General features: G+C 61.5%; 21 protein-coding genes. 8 read left to right on the top strand and 13 right to left on the bottom strand.

Annotation, left to right across the window (positions count from 1 at the left end; genetic code table 11):
* Window positions 1-7: 7 nt before the first annotated feature.
* The 4 genes from BFQ04_RS00845 (at window position 8) to BFQ04_RS00830 (ending at window position 1894) form a co-directional block, all read left to right on the top strand.
* Entirely contained in the window at window positions 8-403 is a 396-nt protein-coding gene (locus BFQ04_RS00845; RefSeq protein ID WP_065949148.1) for a hypothetical protein, read from the top strand.
* A gap of 191 nt (window positions 404-594) precedes the next feature.
* Window positions 595-1161 carry a phosphonate metabolism protein/1,5-bisphosphokinase (PRPP-forming) PhnN gene (gene phnN, locus BFQ04_RS00840; protein ID WP_065949147.1) on the top strand — a complete coding sequence of 189 codons (567 nt, stop codon included), beginning with the start codon at window positions 595-597 and terminating at the stop codon, window positions 1159-1161.
* A 128-nt stretch (window positions 1162-1289) separates the two neighbouring features.
* Window positions 1290-1478, top strand: coding sequence for a type II toxin-antitoxin system HicA family toxin (locus BFQ04_RS00835; RefSeq protein ID WP_065934378.1), 189 nt, complete (start codon window positions 1290-1292; stop codon window positions 1476-1478).
* Between the two features lie 11 nt (window positions 1479-1489).
* Entirely contained in the window at window positions 1490-1894 is a 405-nt protein-coding gene (locus tag BFQ04_RS00830; protein ID WP_065949146.1) for a type II toxin-antitoxin system HicB family antitoxin, read from the top strand.
* Here the strand turns inward: BFQ04_RS00830 and BFQ04_RS00825 are convergent.
* The 9 genes from BFQ04_RS00825 to gcl all read right to left on the bottom strand — a co-directional run bounded on the left by BFQ04_RS00825 (window position 1891) and on the right by gcl (window position 12772).
* Window positions 1891-3087, bottom strand: coding sequence for an MFS transporter (locus tag BFQ04_RS00825; RefSeq protein WP_065949145.1), 1197 nt, complete (start codon window positions 3085-3087; stop codon window positions 1891-1893). The two genes, BFQ04_RS00830 and BFQ04_RS00825, sit on opposite strands and share 4 nt — an antisense overlap.
* A 219-nt stretch (window positions 3088-3306) precedes the next feature.
* Window positions 3307-4311 carry a sulfate ABC transporter substrate-binding protein gene (locus BFQ04_RS00820; protein ID WP_065949144.1) on the bottom strand — a complete coding sequence of 335 codons (1005 nt, stop codon included), beginning with the start codon at window positions 4309-4311 and terminating at the stop codon, window positions 3307-3309.
* 96 nt (window positions 4312-4407) lie between these two features.
* A complete protein-coding gene (locus BFQ04_RS00815) occupies window positions 4408-5232 on the bottom strand; it encodes an ion transporter (protein ID WP_065949143.1) in 825 nt (274 codons plus the stop codon).
* Between the two features lie 31 nt (window positions 5233-5263).
* Window positions 5264-6139 (bottom strand): urea transporter, encoded by an 876-nt coding sequence (locus tag BFQ04_RS00810; protein WP_065949142.1) that lies wholly within the window; start codon window positions 6137-6139, stop codon window positions 5264-5266.
* Window positions 6140-6276: 137 nt separating this feature from the next.
* Complete coding sequence (gene pyk, locus BFQ04_RS00805) at window positions 6277-7692, bottom strand: pyruvate kinase (protein ID WP_065949141.1); 1416 nt, start codon at window positions 7690-7692, stop codon at window positions 6277-6279.
* A complete protein-coding gene (locus BFQ04_RS00800; RefSeq protein WP_065949140.1) occupies window positions 7682-8962 on the bottom strand; it encodes a glycerate kinase type-2 family protein in 1281 nt (426 codons plus the stop codon). The genes pyk and BFQ04_RS00800 overlap by 11 nt, the downstream gene beginning before the upstream one ends.
* Window positions 8963-9138: 176 nt before the next feature.
* The gene (locus BFQ04_RS00795) at window positions 9139-10029 is read right to left on the bottom strand and encodes a 2-hydroxy-3-oxopropionate reductase (RefSeq protein WP_065949139.1); all 891 of its coding nucleotides are present in this window, start codon (window positions 10027-10029) and stop codon (window positions 9139-9141) included.
* Window positions 10030-10203: 174 nt separating this feature from the next.
* Complete coding sequence (gene hyi, locus BFQ04_RS00790; RefSeq protein WP_065949138.1) at window positions 10204-10986, bottom strand: hydroxypyruvate isomerase; 783 nt, start codon at window positions 10984-10986, stop codon at window positions 10204-10206.
* 10 nt (window positions 10987-10996) lie between these two features.
* Window positions 10997-12772, bottom strand: coding sequence for a glyoxylate carboligase (gene gcl / locus BFQ04_RS00785; protein ID WP_065949137.1), 1776 nt, complete (start codon window positions 12770-12772; stop codon window positions 10997-10999).
* Between the two features lie 255 nt (window positions 12773-13027).
* Here gcl and BFQ04_RS00780 point away from each other — a divergent pair, with 255 nt between their 5' ends.
* On the top strand, window positions 13028-13468 hold the full coding sequence (locus tag BFQ04_RS00780) for a GlcG/HbpS family heme-binding protein (protein WP_065949213.1): 441 nt from the start codon (window positions 13028-13030) through the stop codon (window positions 13466-13468).
* A 128-nt stretch (window positions 13469-13596) separates the two neighbouring features.
* Here the strand turns inward: BFQ04_RS00780 and BFQ04_RS00775 are convergent, their stop codons facing one another.
* Window positions 13597-14202, bottom strand: coding sequence for a TetR/AcrR family transcriptional regulator (locus BFQ04_RS00775; RefSeq protein WP_065949212.1), 606 nt, complete (start codon window positions 14200-14202; stop codon window positions 13597-13599).
* A gap of 135 nt (window positions 14203-14337) precedes the next feature.
* On the opposite strand from BFQ04_RS00775, the gene BFQ04_RS00770 reads away from it, so the two are divergent.
* Window positions 14338-15252, top strand: a complete 915-nt coding sequence (locus tag BFQ04_RS00770) for a DUF808 domain-containing protein (RefSeq protein ID WP_065949136.1) — start codon at window positions 14338-14340, stop codon at window positions 15250-15252.
* Between the two features lie 102 nt (window positions 15253-15354).
* Here BFQ04_RS00770 and BFQ04_RS00765 read toward each other — a convergent pair whose 3' ends face one another.
* Window positions 15355-16143 carry an MlaA family lipoprotein gene (locus tag BFQ04_RS00765; RefSeq protein ID WP_057722699.1) on the bottom strand — a complete coding sequence of 263 codons (789 nt, stop codon included), beginning with the start codon at window positions 16141-16143 and terminating at the stop codon, window positions 15355-15357.
* A complete protein-coding gene (locus BFQ04_RS00760) occupies window positions 16136-17434 on the bottom strand; it encodes a serine/threonine protein kinase (RefSeq protein ID WP_065949135.1) in 1299 nt (432 codons plus the stop codon). The genes BFQ04_RS00765 and BFQ04_RS00760 overlap by 8 nt, the downstream gene beginning before the upstream one ends.
* Before the next feature lie 235 nt (window positions 17435-17669).
* Between BFQ04_RS00760 and BFQ04_RS00755 the strand changes: the two genes are divergently transcribed.
* Window positions 17670-18038 carry a hypothetical protein gene (locus BFQ04_RS00755; protein WP_065949134.1) on the top strand — a complete coding sequence of 123 codons (369 nt, stop codon included), beginning with the start codon at window positions 17670-17672 and terminating at the stop codon, window positions 18036-18038.
* An 80-nt stretch (window positions 18039-18118) separates the two neighbouring features.
* On the opposite strand, the gene BFQ04_RS00750 is transcribed toward BFQ04_RS00755, so the two are convergent.
* Window positions 18119-19672: a glycoside hydrolase family 17 protein gene (locus BFQ04_RS00750; protein WP_065949133.1), complete on the bottom strand. Its 1554-nt coding sequence runs from the start codon at window positions 19670-19672 to the stop codon at window positions 18119-18121.
* 332 nt (window positions 19673-20004) lie between these two features.
* Between BFQ04_RS00750 and BFQ04_RS00745 the strand changes: the two genes are divergently transcribed.
* The gene (locus BFQ04_RS00745) at window positions 20005-20856 is read left to right on the top strand and encodes a glycine betaine ABC transporter substrate-binding protein (RefSeq protein WP_065949132.1); all 852 of its coding nucleotides are present in this window, start codon (window positions 20005-20007) and stop codon (window positions 20854-20856) included.
* The last annotated feature ends 122 nt before the right edge of the window (window positions 20857-20978 follow it).

Below are 20978 nucleotides of genomic sequence, written 5' to 3'. Positions count from 1 at the left end.
AACGCCCATGACCGCATTAGCACGTATGACCCTGCTCAGCCTCGTATTGGGCCTGAGTGCCTGTGCGGTCCACCGGCCACCTCCCGGGCCCACTGGGCCGACCATCCCGCCGTCGGGCCCGTCGACCCAGCCCGACACCAAGCCCTCCGGCCCGGTTACCCCGCCGCCCAAGCCAGTGCCGAGCAAATCGCCGACTTTCGCCCCACCACCGGGCGCCGCCAGCCACTGGGACGGCAAGATGCAGGTGTACGTCCTCGACGACCAGCCCGACACCTTCTACCGCCAGCGCACCTATTATCGCTGGAGCAACGGCTGGAGCCGCTCCATCAGCCCCAATGGGCCGTGGGAAGAGACCAGCGTGCAAGGCGTGCCGCCTGGGTTGAGCAAGCAGTACGCGCAATGACAAAAGGCGACCCTCGGGTCGCCTTTTTCTTGCCTCTGGTTGATCGTTCCCACGCTCTGAACTGACCCCACAAAGTTGGACGTTTACCCATCTATGCCTGGCTGCCGGGCAATCGCTGGATATACTCTGCGGTACCGGGCAAACCGGCACAGGGGCCAACCCGTGCGAAAACAAGCAAAGAGAGTGGTGTGATGGCAGGCAGGTTGATCTATCTCATCGGACCCTCAGGTTCGGGCAAGGACAGCCTGCTGGATGCCGCGCGTCCACGGTTGGCCGAGCATGGCTGCCGCATTGTGCGTCGCGTGATCACGCGCTCGGCCGAAGCGGTGGGTGAAGCGGCCCAAAGTGTAAGCCAGGAACAGTTCGCGCTGATGCAGGCTGAAGGCGCGTTTGCCCTCAGTTGGCAGGCCAATGGGTTGTCCTACGGCATTCCCAAGGAGATTGACGAGTGGCTGGCGGCCGGGGAGGACGTGCTGGTCAACGGCTCGCGTGCGTACCTGGCGCAAACCCGTGAGCGTTATCCGACGCTGCTGGTACTGCTGCTGACCGTTGATCAAGCCGTACTGCGCCAGCGCCTGGTCGCGCGCGGGCGTGAGTCCCTGGTGGACATCGAGGAACGCCTGGCGCGCAACGCGCAGTTCACCGAGGCGCTGATCGCCGCCCATGGTGCGGGTTTGTTCGTGCTGGATAACTCCGGCCCGCTGGAACACACAGTCGCCCGTTTGCTGTGTTGCCTGGACCACGCGCACTCGGCTTGAGCCTGAAGCGGCGCCGAACCTCTCATCAATATCCGGTAAAACAACCGTCAGTCAGGCTTGGTCATTCTGTGCTTGAATAAATATAACTCTAGGGTTACGTTTATTCAGTCCGAGCCAAGGAGGCGACGGTGCAAAGCAGGCTATTGATCAAGGAATTGCTGGAAGCGGGCTGGGTGCTGGATAGGGTCACCGGCAGCCATCACCTTTTCACCCACCGCTATAACCCGTACACGATACCGGTGCCCCATCCGAAGAAGGATCTGCCGTTGGGCACCGTCAGAAGCATCAGGAAACGCGCCGGGCTGTTTCAGTTTTAAGGAGAGCATGCATGCAATACCCAATCTGTATCGAATGGGGCGATGACTTCACCGCCACCGGTATCCAGATCCCCGATATTCCGGGCGCCGTCACCGCCGGGGACAGTTTCGAAGAGGCCTACAACGCGGCCGTGGAAGTGGCGCACCTCATGCTGCATGAGATTGCCGCAGAGGGCGGGGTGATTCCAATGCCAACCTCGGTCGCCACTCATCACGCCCATGAAGGCTACGCCGGTATGGGCTGGGGTATGTTGGAGCTGGATATCTCGCCCTATCTGGGCAAGACCGAGAAGGTCAATGTGACCTTGCCCGGTTATGTGATCCAACGCATCGACCGTTACGTGCGTGAACACAACGTCAAAAGCCGCTCGTCATTTCTGGCGGATGCGGCTTTGGAGAAGTTGGTGCGTTCTTAAGCGTTGGCGACCGCTACCTGCCGCGACGCACTGAGGAACCGCAACAACGCCACCAGCGGGAATGCACTGCCCACCAGCATCACGCCCAGCCAACCGCCGTGTTCGTACACGCTGCTGGCAATCGCCGAGCCGAAGGCACCGCCAATGAAGATGCTGGTCATGTACAGCGCGTTCAGGCGGCTGCGACTATGGGCGTCGAGGGCGTAGACGGCACGCTGGCCGAGCACCATGTTCATCTGCACGCAGAAGTCCAGCACGACGCCCGTTACCGCCAGGCCGATCACGCTGTACAGCGGGTGCACGAAGGCCGGCAGGAAGCTCAGGGCGCCAAACAGCATGGCCAGCAACGATGCGCGGTGGGTGTGGCCGGCATCGGCCAGGCGCCCGGCGATAGGTGCGGCGATGGCGCCGATGGCACCGACCAGGGCGAAGATCGCGATCTGGGTCTGGGTGAGGCCGTGGTTGCGCACCAGTTCCAGTGGCGCGGCGGTCCAGAACAGGCTGAACGCGGCAAACATGCAACCTTGATAAAACGCACGCTGGCGCAGTACCGGCTGCTCACGCAGCAAGGTACCCAGCGAACCCAGCAACTGGCCGTAACTGGCGCTGTGCGTCGGTTGACGCTTGGGAATGGTCAGCATCAACACCACGCTGATAAACGCCATCAACGCCGCCGCCGCCATGAACATCGCCCGCCAGCCGAAGTGGTCCGCCACCACGCTGGACACCGGCCGCGCCAGCAGAATGCCCAGCAGCAGGCCGCCCATGATGCTGCCCACCACCCGGCCACGTGACTCGGCAGGCGCCAGGTGTGCGGCCAACGGGATCAGGATCTGCACCGACACCGAACTGAAGCCGATCAGCAGCGACACCAGCAAAAACAGGTTGGGCTGCTCGGTGAACGCGGCGCCCAACAGGCTGGCGATGGCCACCACGGTGGTGACGATCATCAGCCTGCGATTTTCCAGCAGGTCCCCCAGCGGCACCAGGAAGAACAGGCCCAGGGCATAGCCGATCTGCGTGAGCGACACAATCAGGCTGGCCATGGCCGGCGTGAGGCCGATGTCCGGGGCGATCAGTTCGATGATTGGCTGCGCGTAGTAGATGTTGGCGACGATGGCGCCGCAGCAAAACGCAAACAGCATGACCATGCCGCGGGTCATGGTGCCGGTAGCGTGGGGGGTAGCATTCATGGGGTTCTCATGCAGGCGAAGGACGATGGAATGAGAGAATAAAGACATCGGCCGACAGTGAGTAGGCCGCTTGTGGTGATAACTGTCATGCCGCGAAATAATGACTCAATGTAATTAAATGTGGGAGGGGGCTTTGTAGGGGCGAGGGGGGCGCCTACAGACTGGCATTGGGGCAAGCCCTCTCCCACAGTCATGACGGTGTTTAACCAGCCGGAACGCTTACTGGCCGGTGTAAATCTGGTCAAACACCCCGCCATCGTTGAAGTGGGTTTTCTGCACGGTGCGCCAGTCACCAAAGGTCTTCTCCACTGACAGGAAGTCGACTTTCGGGAAACGGTCGGTGTATTTGGCCAGCACGCTGGGGTCACGCGGGCGCAGGTAATTGTTGGCGGCGATTTCCTGGCCTTCAGGCGACCACAGGTACTTCAAATAGTCTTCGGCGGCTGCGCGGGTGCCTTTCTTCTCGACCACTTTGTCGACCACCGACACCGGCGGCTCGGCCTCGGCGGACACGCTTGGGTAGATCACTTCGAACTGATCACGACCGAACTCACGGGCGATCATTTCCGCTTCGTTCTCAAAGGTCACCAGCACGTCGCCGATCTGGTTGGTCATGAAGGTGGTCGTTGCAGCCCGGCCACCGGTGTCGAGTACCGGCGCTTGTTTGAACAGCTTGCCGACAAAGGCCTTGGCTTTTTCTTCATCGCCGCCGTTTTTCAGCACATAGCCCCAGGCCGACAGGTAAGTGTAGCGGCCGTTACCCGAGGTCTTCGGGTTGGGCACGATCACTTGTACGCCATCCTTGAGCAGATCCGGCCAATCTTTCAGGGCTTTCGGGTTGCCTTTGCGCACGATAAATACAGTGGCCGAGGTGAACGGCGCACTGTTGTTCGGCAGGCGGGTGACCCAGTTGTCCGGCACCAGCTTGCCGTTGTCGGCCAGGGCGTTGATGTCGGTGGCCATGTTCATGGTAATCACGTCCGCCGGCAGGCCGTCGATCACCGAGCGCGCCTGTTTGCTGGAGCCGCCGAAGGACATCTGCAGGGTCAGCTTGTCATTCGGGTGCTCGGCGTCCCAATGCTTCTGGAAGGCGGCGTTGTAGTCCTTGTAGAAATCACGCATCACGTCATAGGAGACGTTGAGCAGAGTGACCGGAGCCGCCTGGACGGCGCCGGCCAAGGCCAGGCCGGCGGCCAGGAGGGAGGCGCTGAGGATGTTTTTCACTGCTCATTCCTTGTTGTTCGAGAGACGGGGGGAGGCACAATGCCAGCGACTATAGCCGGGGCTGCATAGTCGCTTAAAGATTAAAAAGAACTTTGCTTATTCCACTTTCTTAAAGAGGTTGCTGCCACAGCGTGAGCAAAACGCTGCATTCGGCTCGTGACTGTTCTTCTTGCACACCGGGCAGTCGGTCTGCAACTGTTCACCGCGCATGGCACTGGCCAGCTCGGCGGTGAATATCCCGGTAGGCACGGCAATAATCGAGTAACCGGTGATCATCACCAGCGAGGAAATGACCTGGCCCAGGGGAGTCTTGGGCACGATATCGCCAAAGCCCACGGTGGTGAGCGTCACGATCGCCCAATAAATGCCCTTGGGAATGCTGGTAAACCCGTGTTCCGGGCCCTCGATCACGTACATCAGGGTGCCGAACACCGTCACCAGGGTGCACACGCTGACCAGGAATACCACGATCTTCTGCTTGCTGCCGCGCAGTGCCGCCATCAGGTAGTTGGCCTGCTTGAGGTACGGACTGAGCTTGAGGACGCGGAAGATCCGCAGCATGCGGATGATGCGGATGATCAGCAGGTACTGCGCGTCGCTGTAGTACAGCGCAAGGATGCCGGGAACGATGGCAAGCAGATCCACCAGGCCATAAAAGCTGAAGGCGTAGCGCAATGGCTTGGGCGAGCAGTACAGGCGCAGGCCGTACTCGATGGCGAAGATCAGCGTGAAGCCCCACTCGATATAGGCCAGCACGTCAGCGTAGTTCTGGTGGACTTCGTCGATGCTGTCGAGCATCACGATCACCAGGCTGGCGAGGATGATCAACAACAGGATGCCGTCAAAGCGCCGCCCGGCGACGGTGTCGCTTTGGAAAACCATCACGTAGAGCCGCTGGCGCCAGTCGTTGTTGCTGTCCATAAATCCCGCTCGAATTGAATATCGGCAAAGCCTAGGGGGATTCGTACGGACTGTCCATGCGCGGTTTGCGCAGTATTCGCTGGCTGGCGCGCACCAGCCAGCAGGTCAGAATGAATGGCGCGGTCAGCGCCGGCAGGTGCAGTGCGGCGAAGCCGGGTGTGAGCATGATTGCCAGGACGATGCCGATCAGCGGCAACCAAGGCTCGCGGCGCGCCTGGCTCAATGCCAGGGCGGCAAGCGCTGGGTTATAGCTGTGCAGACCGAGCAGGGCGCCGCTGGTTTCGCCCGGCAGCAAGGCGACCAGCACGCCGGCGATGGCGCCGGTCAGTGCCCACACAGCGGCGCGCCGGTCAGCCAGCAGCAGGCCGAGCGCAATCAAGGCCCCGGCCACGGGCTGATCCAGCAGCATCACTTGCGCCAGGCCGGTAAACGGCGCAGCGATTACCGTCAGGGTATCGGGCTCGCTCAGGGCCAAGGTAGCGGGGGCGATGTTGCCCAGCAACAACCAGCCCAGGACGACAAAGGGTGTGGTGTAGGCGGGCAGATCCTGGGGTTGGGCGGCGTATTTCGACCACTGCCGCACCAGCATCGCGCTCAAGCCGCCACAGGCCAGGATCAGCGGCGGCACCAATGCCGACCAGGCGAAGTGGTGGCTGATCAACAAGCCCAGCAATACGCCGTTGTAGCTGTACAGTCCGGCCTGGCGTTCAGCCTTGGGGTAGCCCCGTCGCTGGGCCGTGAGCAAGCCCGCGAGGCCGCCCAGCAAGGCGCCGCCGAGCAAAGCCGGCGCGCCGACCAGGATCGCCAGCAGGCACAGCAGGCCGCACAGCGGATGGCGCTGGAGGAAGATCTGGCTGAAGCCGTTGAGCAGGGCTTCGGCCCAGTCGGGGCAGGTTGGATTGTGCATTGGGGGGCGTCAATGAGACCGAGTTGTGCCTATCGGGGGCAAGCCCCCTCCCACATTGGCCTGCATTCACAATCGCAACTATGTGAACCCAATCAAGTGTGGGAGGGGGCTTGCCCCCGATGAGGCCCGAACAGACGTTAAATCAGGGTTTCGATACGCAAGGAATTGGTCGACCCCAACTGCCCGAACGGCACCCCCGCAGTAATCACCAAGGTATCCCCACGCTGCGCCATGCCCTGGGCCTGGGCGATCTCAAGCGCGGTAGAACACACCTCATCCACCTGTCGAAGCCGATCATTGACCACCGAGTGCACCCCCCACGCCACGCTCAAGCGCCGCGCTGTGGACAGGTTCGGCGTGAGCGTGAGGATCGGCGCCACCGGCCGCTCCCGTGCCGCGCGCAGGCTGGAGGCGCCCGACTCGCTGTAGTTCACCAGCACCGCCACCGGCAGGATGCTGCTGATGCGGCGGATCGCGCAGCTGATGGCGTCCGACACCGTGGCGTCCGCCCCGGGCCGGCTGACATCCAGTTGGGCCTGGTAATCCGGGCCGTTTTCCACCTGACGGATGATCTTGCTCATCATCTGCACGGCTTCCAGCGGGTACTCGCCCGAGGCGGTTTCGGCCGACAGCATCAGCGCATCCGCACCTTCAGCTACCGCATTGGCCACGTCGGTGACTTCGGCGCGGGTCGGTGCTGGAGAGAAACGCATGGATTCGAGCATCTGGGTCGCCACCACCACGGGTTTACCCAGTTGACGGCAGGTTCGGATGATGTCCTTCTGGAGGTGCGGCACGCTCTCGGCCGGCACTTCCACGCCCAGGTCGCCGCGGGCCACCATGATCGCATCGCTCAATTGGGCGATTTCGCGCAATTGTTGAACCGCCGAGGGCTTCTCGATCTTGGCCATCAGGAATGCCCTGTCGCCGATCAGTGCGCGGGCTTCGCGGATATCTTCCGGGCGCTGCACGAACGACAGCGCCACCCAGTCCACGCCCAGCTCCAGGCCGAAGCTCAGGTCGCGACGGTCCTTGGCGGTCAGCGGGCTGAGTTGCAACAGTGCCTGTGGCACATTCACGCCTTTGCGGTCGGACAGCTCGCCACCATTGAGCACGGTGGTGTCGATGGCGTCGGCGTGCCGGGTGATGACGCGCAGGCGCAGTTTGCCGTCGTCCAGCAACAGATCCATGCCGGGCTCCAGTGCCGCGATGATTTCCGGGTGGGGCAGGTTGACCCGACGTTGATCGCCCGGTGTTTCATCCAGGTCCAGGCGCAGCGCCTGGCCGCGCACCAGTTGTACCTTGCCCTCGGCAAAGCGCCCGACGCGCAACTTGGGCCCTTGCAGGTCCATGAGGATGCCCAGCGGGTAATTCAGTTGGCGCTCTACCTGGCGAATCCACTGGTAGCGCTGCGCGTGATCGGCGTGGTCACCGTGGCTGAAATTGAGGCGAAAGATATTCACCCCGGCCTGCACCAGCTCGCGTATGTCGTCGATCCCATCGGTGGCCGGGCCCAGGGTGGCGAGGATTTTGACCTTCTTGTCAGGCGTCATGTTTGGCAGTCTCAAGGATCAGGATGGCGCGCAAGTCGTTGACGTTGGTGCGGGTCGGCTCGGTGACGATCAAGTCGCCCAGGGCGGCGAAATAGCCGTAGCCGTTGTTGTTATCCAGCTCGTCGCTGGCGCTCAGGCCCAGGGCTTCGGCACGGCGGTAGCTGCACGGGGTCATGAGCGCGCCGGCGTTGTCTTCCGAGCCATCGATGCCATCGGTGTCGCCGGCCAGGGCGTACACGCCAGGCAGGCCCTTGAGGCTGTCGGTGAGGCTGAGCAGAAATTCCGCGTTGCGCCCGCCACGGCCATTGCCGCGTACGGTGACGGTGGTTTCGCCGCCGGAGAGGATCACGCACGGCGCCGCCAGTGGCTGGCCGTGCTGCACGATTTGCCGGGCGATGCCGGCGTGCACCTTGGCCACCTCGCGCGCTTCACCTTCGAGGTCGCCGAGGATCAGCGGGCTGAAACCGGCCTGGCGGACTTTTACCGCCACCGCTTCCAGGGATTGCTGCGGCCGGGCGATCAATTGGAAGTGGCTGCGGGCGAGCAGCGGGTCGCCGGGCTTGACGGTTTCCGAGGCGGGATCCTGCAGCCAACTGCGCACCGAGGCGGGGACGTCAATGCCATAGCGCTTGAGGATTGCCAGGGCCTGCTGCGAGGTACTGGGGTCACCGACGGTAGGGCCGGAGGCAATTACCGTGGCCAGGTCGCCCGGCACATCGGAAATTGCGTAGGTATAAACCGTGGCCGGCCATGCCGCCTTGGCCAAGCGCCCGCCCTTGATCGCCGAGAGGTGCTTGCGCACGCAGTTCATCTCGCCAATGGTGGCGCCGGACTTGAGCAGGGCTTTGTTGATGCTTTGCTTGTCGGCCAGGGTGATGCCGTCGGCGGGCAAGGCGAGCAAGGCGGAGCCGCCACCGGAGAGCAGGAAGATCACGCGATCGTCTTCGTTCAGATCGCTGATCAGTTCCAGCACGCGTTTGGCCACGGCCAGGCCGGCAGCGTCGGGCACGGGATGCGCGGCCTCGACCACTTCGATTTTCTTGCACGGTGCGCCATGGCCGTAGCGGGTGACGACCAGGCCGCTGACCTCGCCCTGCCAGCTGTTCTCCACGACCAGCGCCATGGCGGCTGCGGCCTTGCCGGCGCCGATCACGATCACACGGCCGCTGCGGTCGGCGGGCAGGTAAGGTTCAAGGACTTGCCGGGGGTGGGCGGCGGCGATGGCTGTGGCAAACAGCTCGCGAAGCAGGTGTTGCGGATCGGCCGACATAGGCGGGCTCCCGGGGATTCTTGTTATTAGAGATGCAACAATCCAGCGATGAAATGAGGGCCGAATGTGGGAGGGGGCTTGCCCCCGATAGCAGTGTTTCAGTCACATCACCTATACCTGATACACCGCAATCGGGGGCAAGCCGCCTCCCACACTGGATTGCATTTCAAGGTGGGTTACTTGTCGCGAATCGAGAAATTCGCCATATGCTCCAGGCCCTTGATCAGCGCCGAATGGTCCCAGTTGCCGCCGCCAAGCGCGGCGCAGGTGCTGAACACTTGCTGGGTGCCGGCGGTGTTCGGCAGGTTGATCCCCAACTCCTTGGCCCCGGCCAGGGCCAGGTTCAGATCCTTCTGGTGCAGGTTGATGCGGAAACCCGGATCGAAGGTGCCCTTGATCATGCGTTCGCCATGCACTTCGAGAATCTTCGACGACGCAAAGCCGCCCATCAGCGCTTCACGCACCTTGGCCGGGTCCGCGCCATTTTTCGAGGCGAACAGCAGTGCTTCGGCCACCGCCTGGATATTCAGCGCGACGATGATCTGGTTGGCAACCTTGGCGGTCTGGCCATCGCCGTTGCCGCCGACCAGGGTGATGTTCTTGCCCATGGCCTGGAACAGCAGCAGGGCGCGCTCGAAGGTCTGCGGCTCGCCACCGATCATGATGCTCAAGGTGCCAGCCTTGGCGCCGACTTCACCGCCGGACACCGGTGCATCCAGGTAGTGCGCGCCGGTCTCGTTGATCTTTGCCGCGAACGCCTTGGTGGCGGTGGGGGAGATCGAACTCATGTCGATCACCACTTTATTGGGCGACAGCCCGGCGGCCACACCGTCGGCACGGAACAGCACGTCTTCGACCTGCGGGGTGTCCGGCACCATCACGATGATGAATTCGGCTTCCTGGGCGACTTGCTGCGGGTTGGCCAGCGCCACCGCGCCAGCAGCGATCAGCTCGGCCGGCGCTTTGCCGTGATGCTCGGAGAGAAACAATTGATGTCCTGCTTTCTGCAGGTTGGCGGCCATGGGTTGGCCCATGATGCCGGTGCCGATAAATCCGATTTTAGCCATGATCAAAATCCTCTTTTTTATTCGGTAGGCAGACTTGTTGAGGTCTGCCAGACACGGCAAGTCCAATGTGGGAGGGGGCTTGCCCCCGATAGCGGTGCATCAGCCGGCACATCTGTTGAATGAGACATTGCTATCGGGAGCAAGCCCCCTCCCACATTTTTTGTGTTGTGTCTGTTAGATGGCGTTATGGGTTTTGAGCCAACCCAAACCCGCTTCGGTGGTGGTCAACGGCTTGTATTCACAGCCAACCCAACCCGCGTACCCGATGCGGTCCAAATGCTCGAACAGGAACCGGTAATTGATCTCCCCCGTTCCCGGCTCGTTACGCCCCGGGTTATCTGCCAGCTGGATATGGTTGATGACCCCCAGGTGCGTCGCCATGGTCCGCGCCAAGTCGCCTTCCATGATTTGCATGTGATAGATGTCGTATTGCAGGAACAGGTTGTCACTGCCCACCTGCTCGCGAATCGACAGGGCCTGGGCGGTGTTGTTCAGGTAGAAGCCTTGGATGTCGCGGGTGTTGATCATCTCCATCACCAGCCTGATGCCCGCCGCCTGCAACGTGTCGGCGGCGTACTTGAGGTTGGCGACGAAGGTCTTTTCCACGGTTTCGTCATCCACGCCTTGCGGCCGGATACCCGCCAGGCAGTTGACCTGGGTATTGCCCAGCACCTGGGCGTAGGCGATGGCCAGCTTGACCCCGGCGCGAAACTCCTCGACCCGGTCGGGGTGGCAGGCCAGGCCGCGCTCGCCTTTGGCCCAGTCCCCGGCCGGCAGGTTGAACAGCACCTGGGTCAGACCGTTGGCGTCGAGCTGCGCCTTGATGTCGGCTGAACTGAATTCATACGGGAACAGGTATTCCACACCTTCGAAGCCCGCATCGGCGGCCGCTTTGAAGCGGGCAAGGAAATCCTGTTCGGTAAACAGCATGGACAGGTTGGCGGCAAAGCGCGGCATAGGGTTCTCCTTAATCGAGCAGGGAAATGGCGGTCGGTGCGTCGTTGCCGACCAGGGCCAGGTCTTCGAATTCGTTGACGGCGTTGATCTCGGTGCCCATGGAAATATTGGTCACCCGTTCCAGAATAATCTCAACGATCACCGGCACCTTGAATTCTTCGATCATTTGCTGGGCGCGGCGCAGCGCCGGCTGGATCTGGCTCGGCTCGAACACACGCAACGCCTTGCAACCCAGGCCCTCGGCGACGGCCACATGGTCGACGCCATAACCGTTGAGTTCCGGTGCGTTGAGGTTGTCGAAAGACAACTGCACGCAGTAGTCCATTTCAAAGCCGCGTTGCGCCTGGCGGATCAAACCCAGGTAGGAGTTGTTCACCACCACGTGGATATACGGCAGCTTGAACTGCGCGCCGACTGCCAGCTCTTCGATCATGAACTGGAAATCATAGTCGCCGGACAACGCCACGACTTTGCGGCTCGGGTCGGCCTTGACCACGCCGAGCGCCGCCGGAATGGTCCAGCCCAGGGGGCCCGCCTGGCCGCAGTTGATCCAGTGGCGTGGCTTGTACACATGCAGGAACTGCGCGCCGGCAATCTGCGACAGGCCGATGGTGCTGACGTAGCAGGTGTCTTTGCCGAACACCTGGTTCATCTCTTCGTACACCCGTTGCGGCTTGACCGGTACGTTGTCGAAGTGGGTCTTGCGATGCAGGGTGGCCTTGCGCTGCTGGCAGTCGTGCAGCCAGGCGCTGCGGTCCTTGAGCTTGCCGGCGGCTTTCCACTCGCGGGCCACTTCAATGAACATCGTCAGCGCGGAACCGGCGTCGGACACGATGCCCAGGTCCGGGGTGAACACGCGCCCGATCTGCGTGGGTTCGATGTCGACGTGAATGAATGTGCGGCCTTCGGTGTACACCTCCACCGAACCGGTGTGGCGGTTGGCCCAGCGGTTACCGATACCCAGCACCACGTCCGACTTGAGCATGGTCGCGTTGCCATAACGGTGGGACGTCTGCAGGCCGACCATGCCCACCATCAGCGGGTGATCGTCGGGGATGGTGCCCCAGCCCATCAAGGTCGGGATCACCGGGATACCCGTCAGCTCGGCGAATTCCACCAGCAACTCGCTGGCATCAGCGTTGATGACCCCGCCGCCGCTGACCAGCAAGGGGCGCTCTGCCTGGTCGAGCAGGGCCAGGGCCTTTTCCACCTGGATGCGTGTCGCCAGTGGCTTGGCCAGGGGCAGCGGCTGGTAGGCGTCGATGTCGAACTCGATCTCGGCCATCTGTACGTCGAACGGCAAGTCGATCAATACCGGGCCAGGGCGGCCGGAGCGCATCTCATAAAACGCTTTTTGAAACGCGTAGGGCACTTGGCCGGGCTCCAGGACCGTGGTCGCCCACTTGGTCACCGGCTTGACGATGCTGGTGATGTCCACCGCCTGGAAGTCTTCCTTGTGCATCCGGGCACGCGGCGCTTGCCCGGTGATGCACAGGATCGGGATCGAATCGGCCGAGGCGCTGTAAAGGCCGGTGACCATGTCAGTGCCCGCCGGGCCCGAGGTGCCGATGCACACGCCAATATTGCCGGCCTTGGTGCGGGTGTAGCCCTCGGCCATGTGTGAGGCGCCTTCAACGTGGCGAGCAAGGACGTGATCGATGCCACCCACCTTCTGCAAGGCCGAATACAGCGGGTTGATCGCGGCGCCTGGGATACCGAAGGCGGTGTCCACCCCTTCACGGCGCATCACCAGGACGGCGGCTTCGATTGCTCTCATTTTGCTCATGGTTTTGGTGCCTCTTGCGTTTTGTAATTGTATACAAGTGGTGTCAGGGCAAAGTGTATTCACGGCGAGCGGCGTAGGTCAATGCATTTCATAAGCTGACTTTTTCGTTCGTCCGAATCGCTTTTTTCGACGTATGGAAGGTTTGTTTGAAAATATTGTATACAAAAACAAATATCATTGTGTTCTATTTGTTCGATGCGGCATCTGATCAAACAGACGCTCCAACGTATTCCCAATAACAAGAAGGACGGCACCATGAGCGCTTTAACCTTGAAGATTGCCACCCAACTGGCCAGCCAGGCCCTCGCTGCGGGCCGCACCATTGCCGCCGCGCCGCTGGCCATTGCAGTGCTCGACAGTGGCGGGCACCTGGTCGCCCTGCAGCGCGAAGACGGCGCGAGCCTGCTGCGCCCGCAGATCGCGATCGGCAAAGCCTGGGGCGCGATTGCACTGGGCAAAGGCTCACGCCTGCTGGCGCTCGATGCGCAACAGCGGCCGGCGTTTATCGCAGCGCTGAACAGCCTGGGGCAGGGCAGTGTGGTGCCGGCGGCGGGCGGGGTGTTGATTCGAAATCAGGATGGCGTGGTGCTGGGGGCGATCGGGATCAGTGGGGACACGTCGGATATTGACGAACAGTGTGCGATCACGGCGATCGAGGGGGTGGGGTTGAGGGCGGATGCGGGGGTGTCGGCTTAAAGTACTGAGTGACTGTCAGGGCCTCATCGGGGGCAAGCCCCTTCCCACAGTTGACCGCATTCTCAAAGTGAACATCGGTGAAGTGTGGGAGGGGGCTTGCCCCCGATTGGCACAGGCACCTCAGTGCGTCAGTCCGGCTCACACCCCTTGAGCACCAACCGAATGATCGTCTGCGCCGCCGCCTCATAATCGGCCTCATCCAACTTGGCCTTTCCCGTCACCGCAGAGATCTGCCAGTCGAAATCCGCATAGGTCTGGGTCGCCGCCCAGATGCTGAACATGAGGTGATTAGGCTCGATCTTCGCGATCAGGCCGCGCTCCACCCAGTCCTGGATGCAGTCGATATTGTGCCTGGCCTGGGCATTGAGCTGTTCGACCTGCTCGGCGCTCAGGTGCGGCGCGCCGTGCATGATTTCACTGGCGAACACCTTGGAAGCAAACGGCAGGTCCCGGGATATGCGGATCTTGGAGCGGATGTAGTTGCTCAGTACTTCCTTGGGATCGCCATCGGCGTTGAAGGGCGTGGAGGCAGCCAGGATCGGCTCGATAATGCTCTCAAGCACCTCGCGGTAGAGGTTGTCCTTGGACTTGAAGTAATAGTAGACGTTGGGCTTGGGCAGCCCGGCCTTGGCGGCGATGTCGCTGGTTTTGGTCGCGGCGAAGCCCTTGTCGGCAAACTCCTCGCTTGCCGCCCGCAGGATTTTTTCTTTGTTGCGCTCGCGAATGCTGCTCATAAACCAGAGGTTTCCTTGCCATGACAGGCGGTTGCGCATGGTAGCACCGGCCATCCGCGCGCCTCAACAATGTGCCCGCTAAGCACTGCGCCGCGCTATGCTCGCCTCATCTATCACTTAACGGATACCCGATTCATGGCAGGAAGCAGCTTGTTGGTTTTGCTCGACGATATCGCCGCGGTACTCGATGACGTTGCACTGATGACAAAAATGGCGGCGAAGAAGACCTCGGGTGTGCTCGGCGATGACCTGGCGCTCAATGCCCAGCAAGTCTCCGGCGTGCGCGCCGAGCGGGAAATTCCCGTGGTGTGGGCGGTGGCCAAGGGCTCGTTCGTCAACAAGTTGATCCTGGTGCCGACCGCACTGTTGATCAGCGCTTTTGCCCCTTGGGCGGTGACGCCACTGTTGATGCTGGGCGGCGCCTACCTGTGTTTCGAAGGGTTCGAAAAACTCGCGCACAAATTTCTGCACAGCAAGGCGCAAGACCAGGCCGAACACGCGCAGTTGAGCGAAGCGGTGGCCGACCCGGCGACTGACCTGGTGGCCTTCGAAAAGGACAAGATCAAAGGCGCGATCCGCACCGACTTCATTCTGTCGGCTGAAATCATCGCCATCACCCTCGGTATCGTGGCCGATGCGGCGTTGACGCAGCAGGTGATCGTGCTGTCGGGCATCGCCATTGTCATGACCGCAGGCGTTTACGGGCTGGTGGCGGGTATCGTCAAACTCGATGACTTGGGGTTGTGGCTGACACAGAAACCGGGGCAAGTGGCGCGCAGTATTGGCGGCGCCATCCTGAGTGCCGCGCCTTATATGATGAAAAGCCTGTCGGTGATCGGCACGGCGGCGATGTTCATGGTCGGCGGCGGTATTCTCACCCATGGCGTGCCGGTGGTGCATCACTGGATCGAAACCGTCAGCCAGAACAGCGGGGCGCTGGCGTGGCTGATGCCGACGTTGTTGAACGCGGTGGCGGGGATTATTGCAGGGGCTGTGGTGTTGGCCGTGGTCAGCGTGGTCGGCAAGGTTTGGAAAGCGTTCAGGGCATGAAGTAGCAGGCATAAAAAAGGCCATTCGATTGAATGGCCTTTTTTTGTGGTCAGGAGATGATCGTTCCTTTGCTCCGCGTGGGAACGATCTAAGGGGCGCTGTTTACTCGGCAATCTGCAACTTGCGCGATTCGGTGTAGATGTACCGCACCTTCTCATACTCGAACGGCGAGTTCATCTGCCCATAGCGGAAGCTGGTCTGGTAGCGCTTGTCCACAGCGCGCAACGCCCAGATTTCCGGGTGGTTGGAGCTGACTTCGGACACATTGAGGAAGTTGATCTGCGATTCTGCGGTGTAGTCCACCAGCAATCCGGTGGTATCGCGCAGGTTCGACGGGCCGAAGATCGGCAGCACCACATAGGCCCCGCCGGGTACGCCGTAGAAGCCCAGGGTCTGACCGAAGTCTTCGCTCTGGCGCGGCAGGCCCATGGCGGTGGCCGGGTCCCACAGGCCGGCGATGCCGATGGTGGTGTTGACCAGCAGGCGTCCGGTGGTTTCCAGGGAGCGATGGCCCTTGAGTTGCAGCAGGCTGTTCAACAGATTGGGCACGTCGCCCAGGTTGTTGAAGAAATTGCTCACGCCGGTGCGCAGGAAACTTGGGGTGACGTAGCGGTAACCGTCCACCACCGGCAGGAACACCCACTGGTCGAAGCGATAGTTGAAGTGATACACACGGCGGTTCCACGACTCCAGCGGGTCGTAGACGTTGAGTGCGGTCAGCGACGAGCGCTCGAATTCACGTTGGTCCAGACCTGCGTTGAACTTGAGTTTGGTCAACGGTTCCTTGAACCCGTCGGCATCGACCTTGACCGGTTCGTGGGCCTTGCTGTTGTCGGCATTGGCCACGCCTGCGCACATCAGTGCGGCAAGCAGCAGAAGATATTTAGCCACGGAAGAACTCCAGCATGGCGTCGGCGTTGACGCGGTAATTGAGGTTGCCGCAGTGGCCGCCCAGCGGGTAGACGGTCAAGCGATCGCCGAAGGTTTTACGCAGGAAACCCAGGTCGCCCGGGCCGAGGATCACGTCGTCGGCGTTGTGCATCACGGCGATTTTCGGGCTGGCGTGCAGGTAGTCCTTGAGCGCATACAGGCTCACCTGGTCCACCAGTTGCAGCAGACTGCCGCCGTCGGAACGGGCGCGCCACATCGGGATCACCTGTTCGGTGAGGTAGCAGTCGAAGTCGCATTGCAAGGCACGCTTGAGGAACGGCGTGAGGCTGGTGCCTTCGGTGATCGGGTATTTCGGCGGGATGATCAGGCCGCGGCGGTTGATCAGGTCCGAGGTAAAGGCGATGTCGGCGGCAGAGAAGCGGAACGAGGTGCCGATCAGCATGGCCATCTGTTCGTTGGTCAGGTGCTGCTTCGATTGCTGGAAGTCGTAGAGCAGGGCGTCATTGAGGTCGATGTAGCCCTTTTGCTGGAAGTAGCGGGTCAGCTTGCTCAACACCAGCTCATAGAAGGTAGTGGTGTTGTTGATGCCCTTGACCTCGGTCTGGACCAGCTTGTCGAGGTTGGTGATCGACGTGTAGAGGTTGACCGGTGGGTTGAGCAGCAGCACTTTCTTGAAGTTGAAGCTGCGACGGGTTTCGTCGAGCTTGCTGACAAAAGCTGCATCCAGGGCGCCCAGGCTGTAGCCGGTGAGGTAGAAGTCGGTCACTGGCAACGAAGCGTTCTGCGCGCGCACGGCTTGCATCACGCGGTACATGTCTTCGGCGTCTTCCTGGGTGATACCCGGGGTGGCGAAGCGCGACGCGGCGCTGATGAAGTCGAAGCTGGTCGGCGATGACAACTGCACCACGTGGTAGCCGGCCTGGTAATACAGTTTCTTCAGGTATTCGTTGATGCTGCTGTCGAAGCGCGCACCGGTGCCGGCGATCAGGAAGATCAACGGCGCGGCGCGGTCCTGCTTGGCGATGCGGTAGGTGAGTTTCTTCACCGCCCAGAAGTTGTCCGGCAGGCTGAACTCGCGCTCGGGGCGCATGTTCAAGGTGTAATCGGATTGATTGATCTCCTCGTCAGTCGGCAACGTGGGCCGAAGATCGGGCGGCGTGGTGGCGATGGTCGCTTCGAACGGGTTCGTCAAAGGGTAGCCATAGCTGGCCTGGTCGATATCGACGGCCAGTGCTGACGCACTCAAAAAAAGGCTGCCCAGTAAGGCAGCACAGCGCAAGGAACGGAGCATGACTTAATCCCTAAGAGGAAAGGTGCTGAATGAAATTCGCAGGCTATGACCACCGCGTTGCCCCCGAAGTGCCAGCCTTCGGCACGAAAAGTCGGAAATAAACGTCGGAATCGGGGTAATAGCTGGCAGAAGATACACTTTGCCACGCATTGATGAACAGATATCTGCGCGGACACCTTGCTAACGGCCGCTGTGGGATTAAGCTGAGCGCCGTTTTTGCCTATCGGAGTGCCTTATGTCCCGTCGTTTGCCATTGATCCTGCTGCTTATCGCCCTGCCGTTATGGTTGGCGGCCAGTTATGCCGCGCGGTATGGCTTCATGGAGGACGGGCAGTGGGTCGGCATTTGTGCTGATGAAGCCAGTCGCTGGGAATGCCAGGTGCGTTCGAACCTTGGGTTGATGATCCACTTCAAGGTGCTGGGTTGGGCGGCGCTGGCCACGTCAATACTGGCGTTTATCGTGCCGGGGCGTGCGGGTTGGGCCTTGGCAGTCTTGGCGATGGTGTTCGGGTTGCCGGCACTGGCGTTGTACAACACCACGTTTGCGGTGTTTGCGGTAGTGATTGCGGGGTTGCGGTTGGTCAGGAAGCCTCGCGCCGTCTGACAGGGCCAATCGGGGGCAAGCCCCCTCCCACAGGGGAACGCATTCCAAATGTGGGAGGGGGCTTGCCCCCGATGGCGGTGTCAGGCCTTGCGCACCCGCAGGCAACGCCACAAAGCCACAACCATAAGCACGCTCACCACCGCCCATCCCCAAGCCTGCTGATTCAACAATCCCTCACGGTACAACTGCGGCGCAATGCCGGCACCGATGATGAAGGCCAGCAGCGCAATTTCCCGACGCGGTCCGGTCACCGGACGCACCAGGTACACCAGGGCCGGCAGTACCAGTGCCGCGCTCGGAAAGCTGCGATAGCGCGGGTCAAACACCAATGCGAGCATCATCACCGCGCCGGCAAACCCGGCAATCGCCACCAGCCAGCCCGCCCGTTGCTCCAGCCAGTTGAACGCTCGCTCACGCCACCCATCACGGACGCCGAGCGCCAGGGCAGCGTGGGCCAGTACCAGCAGGTTCAACCCCACCAGCAAGCCGGCCCACACCCACTCATCATTAAAGCGTGCAGTCACGCGGGTCAGTTCGGCCCAGGTGCCGATGGAGCACGCCGCGATCGCGCCGAGCAATGGCAGTGCAAGAGCCGCGCGGGTCGTATGGACCCGTCCGCCCAGCACCAAGGTACCCAACAGGATGATCCCGCCCACTCCCAGCCATAGCGGCCAGTACGGCACATTGGTCACCGGCCCTGCGAGGATGCCTTTGTCCTGGCGGTCTGCATCGAACAGCCCCCAATAACCGCCCACGGCACCTTCACTGGCGCGCTTCCACGGCTGGTCAAAGGCTTCAATCAGGTTGTAGCGCCAGCCATTGGCTTCGGCCATGGCGACAAAGCCGCGCATGAACCTGGCTTCATTGACCCGGCTCGGCACGGCGGTTTCGCGCTGACGTCCTTCACTGGGCCAGCCGGTTTCGCCAATCAGGATGTCCTTGGGCGCGAACTTGTGTCCGAAGGTCTGGCGTACATCGCCTACGTGCTTGAGCGCCTGGTCGATGCCGGACGGCTCATCTTCCCAGTACGGCAGCAGGTGGATGGTCAGGAAGTCCACCGCCGGAGCGATCTCCGGGTGCTGCAGCCAGAATTCCCAGACATCGGCGTAGGTGACCGGCTGCCTGATCTGGCGTTTGACGGCCTGGATCAGCGTCACCAGTTGCCTGGCGGTGACTTCCTTGCGCAACAGCGCTTCGTTGCCGACGATGACCGAGGTCACCACGTCCGGGTTGGCATTGGCTGCCGTGATCAACTCGTCGATTTCCTTTTGAGTCGCCACCGGGTCGCTGCTCACCCAGGCTCCGGCCATCACCTTCAGGCCATGCTTGCGCGCCATCTGCGGCAAGGCTTCGAGGCCGGTCATGGAGTACGTGCGAATGCATTCAAAGCGTGTGGCCAGCAGGGCCAGGTCGGCGTCCATGCGCTCGGGACGCAGCTTGAACGGCTGGTCGAACGGCGATTGGTCCTTGTCGAAGGGCGTATAGGACGCACATTGCAGCTTGTGGCTGGCGCTCGCCACATCCGGCAGCACCACGGGCCGGCCGAGGCCATACCAGTAGCCGACAAGGGCGAGCACACCCAGGATCAACGCAAGAAAATAGGGCAGGACGGGGAAGCGGGCAGTCGCGGGCATGGTCGGCTTATCTGGGAGAGCAAAGGCGCGCATCTTACCCGGATTTGGCCTGTGCCAGTGCGGCTGCATAATTTTGACATGCAAACTTCGGGCGTGATTCTGACGATAACTCCTACAAAACGTCCTGCTGGCTATGTGATGTCGTTTCCTGCTCAACCAAGGTCGCTGACAGAGCAGGGCAAAGGCCTACGCAGGTTGATGATAAAACTGTCAGTACTCCACTGATGCCTCAGCAACCGGCTCGATGCGCGTGAAGGGGGCGCGGTGCACCGTATAACAACAGGTTGACGTCGCTCGGCATTCGTCGGGCGCAGCACTTTCGGGGAAGTACTATGAAGATGCGACGACTCTTGGGCGCAGCTGCCACGCTGGTAGTTGCGATGGGCTCCACACTGGCCAGTGCCGACAGCAAAACCCTGAGCATCGGCTATGTGGATGGCTGGTCCGACAGCGTGGCCACCACCCACGTGGCGGCAGAAGTGATCAAGCAAAAGCTCGGCTACGATGTGAAGCTGCAAGCGGTCGCCACCGGGATCATGTGGCAGGGTGTGGCCACCGGCAAGCTCGACGCCATGCTGTCCGCCTGGCTGCCGGTGACCCACGGTGACTACTGGACCAAGAACAAGGACAAGGTGGTCGACTACGGCCCCAACTTCAAGGATGCAAAAATTGGCTTGATCGTGCCGGAGTACGTCAAGGCCAAGTCCATCGAAGACCTCAAGACCGACACCACCTTCAAAAACAAGATCGTCGGTATCGACGCCGGTTCAGGCGTGATGCTCAAGACCGACGAGGCCATCAAGCAATACGGGCTCGACTATAAACTGCAAGCCAGCTCGGGCGCCGCAATGATCGCCGAACTGACCCGCGCCGAAGACAAGCAGGATTCCATCGCGGTCACCGGTTGGGTGCCGCACTGGATGTTCGCCAAGTGGAAGCTGCGTTTCCTGGATGATCCAAAAGGGATTTATGGTGCTGCTGAAACCGTCAACAGCATCGGCAGCAAGGGCCTGGAGAAGAAAGCACCGGAAGTTGCGGCCTTCCTGAAGAAATTCCAGTGGGCCTCCAAGGATGAGATCGGCGAAGTCATGCTGGCCATTCAAGAAGGCGCCAAGCCCGATGCGGCGGCCAAGGATTGGGTGGCCAAGCACCCTGAGCGCGTAGCCGAGTGGACTGCTGACTAAAAGCCAATGCTGTAGCCCTGTGGGAGGGGGCTTGCCCCCGATAGCGGTGTGTTAGTCAACGATGCTCTGACTGAACACTCGCCATCGGGGCAAGCCCCCTCCCACATTGCTTTTATTCGGCC

The organism is Pseudomonas sp. 37 R 15, assembly GCF_900004865.1.
Taxonomy (GTDB): Bacteria; Pseudomonadota; Gammaproteobacteria; order Pseudomonadales; family Pseudomonadaceae; genus Aquipseudomonas; species Aquipseudomonas fluorescens_AM.
Note: the sequence above shows the minus strand (reverse complement) of the source record. Positions and strands in the feature narration are given on the sequence as shown.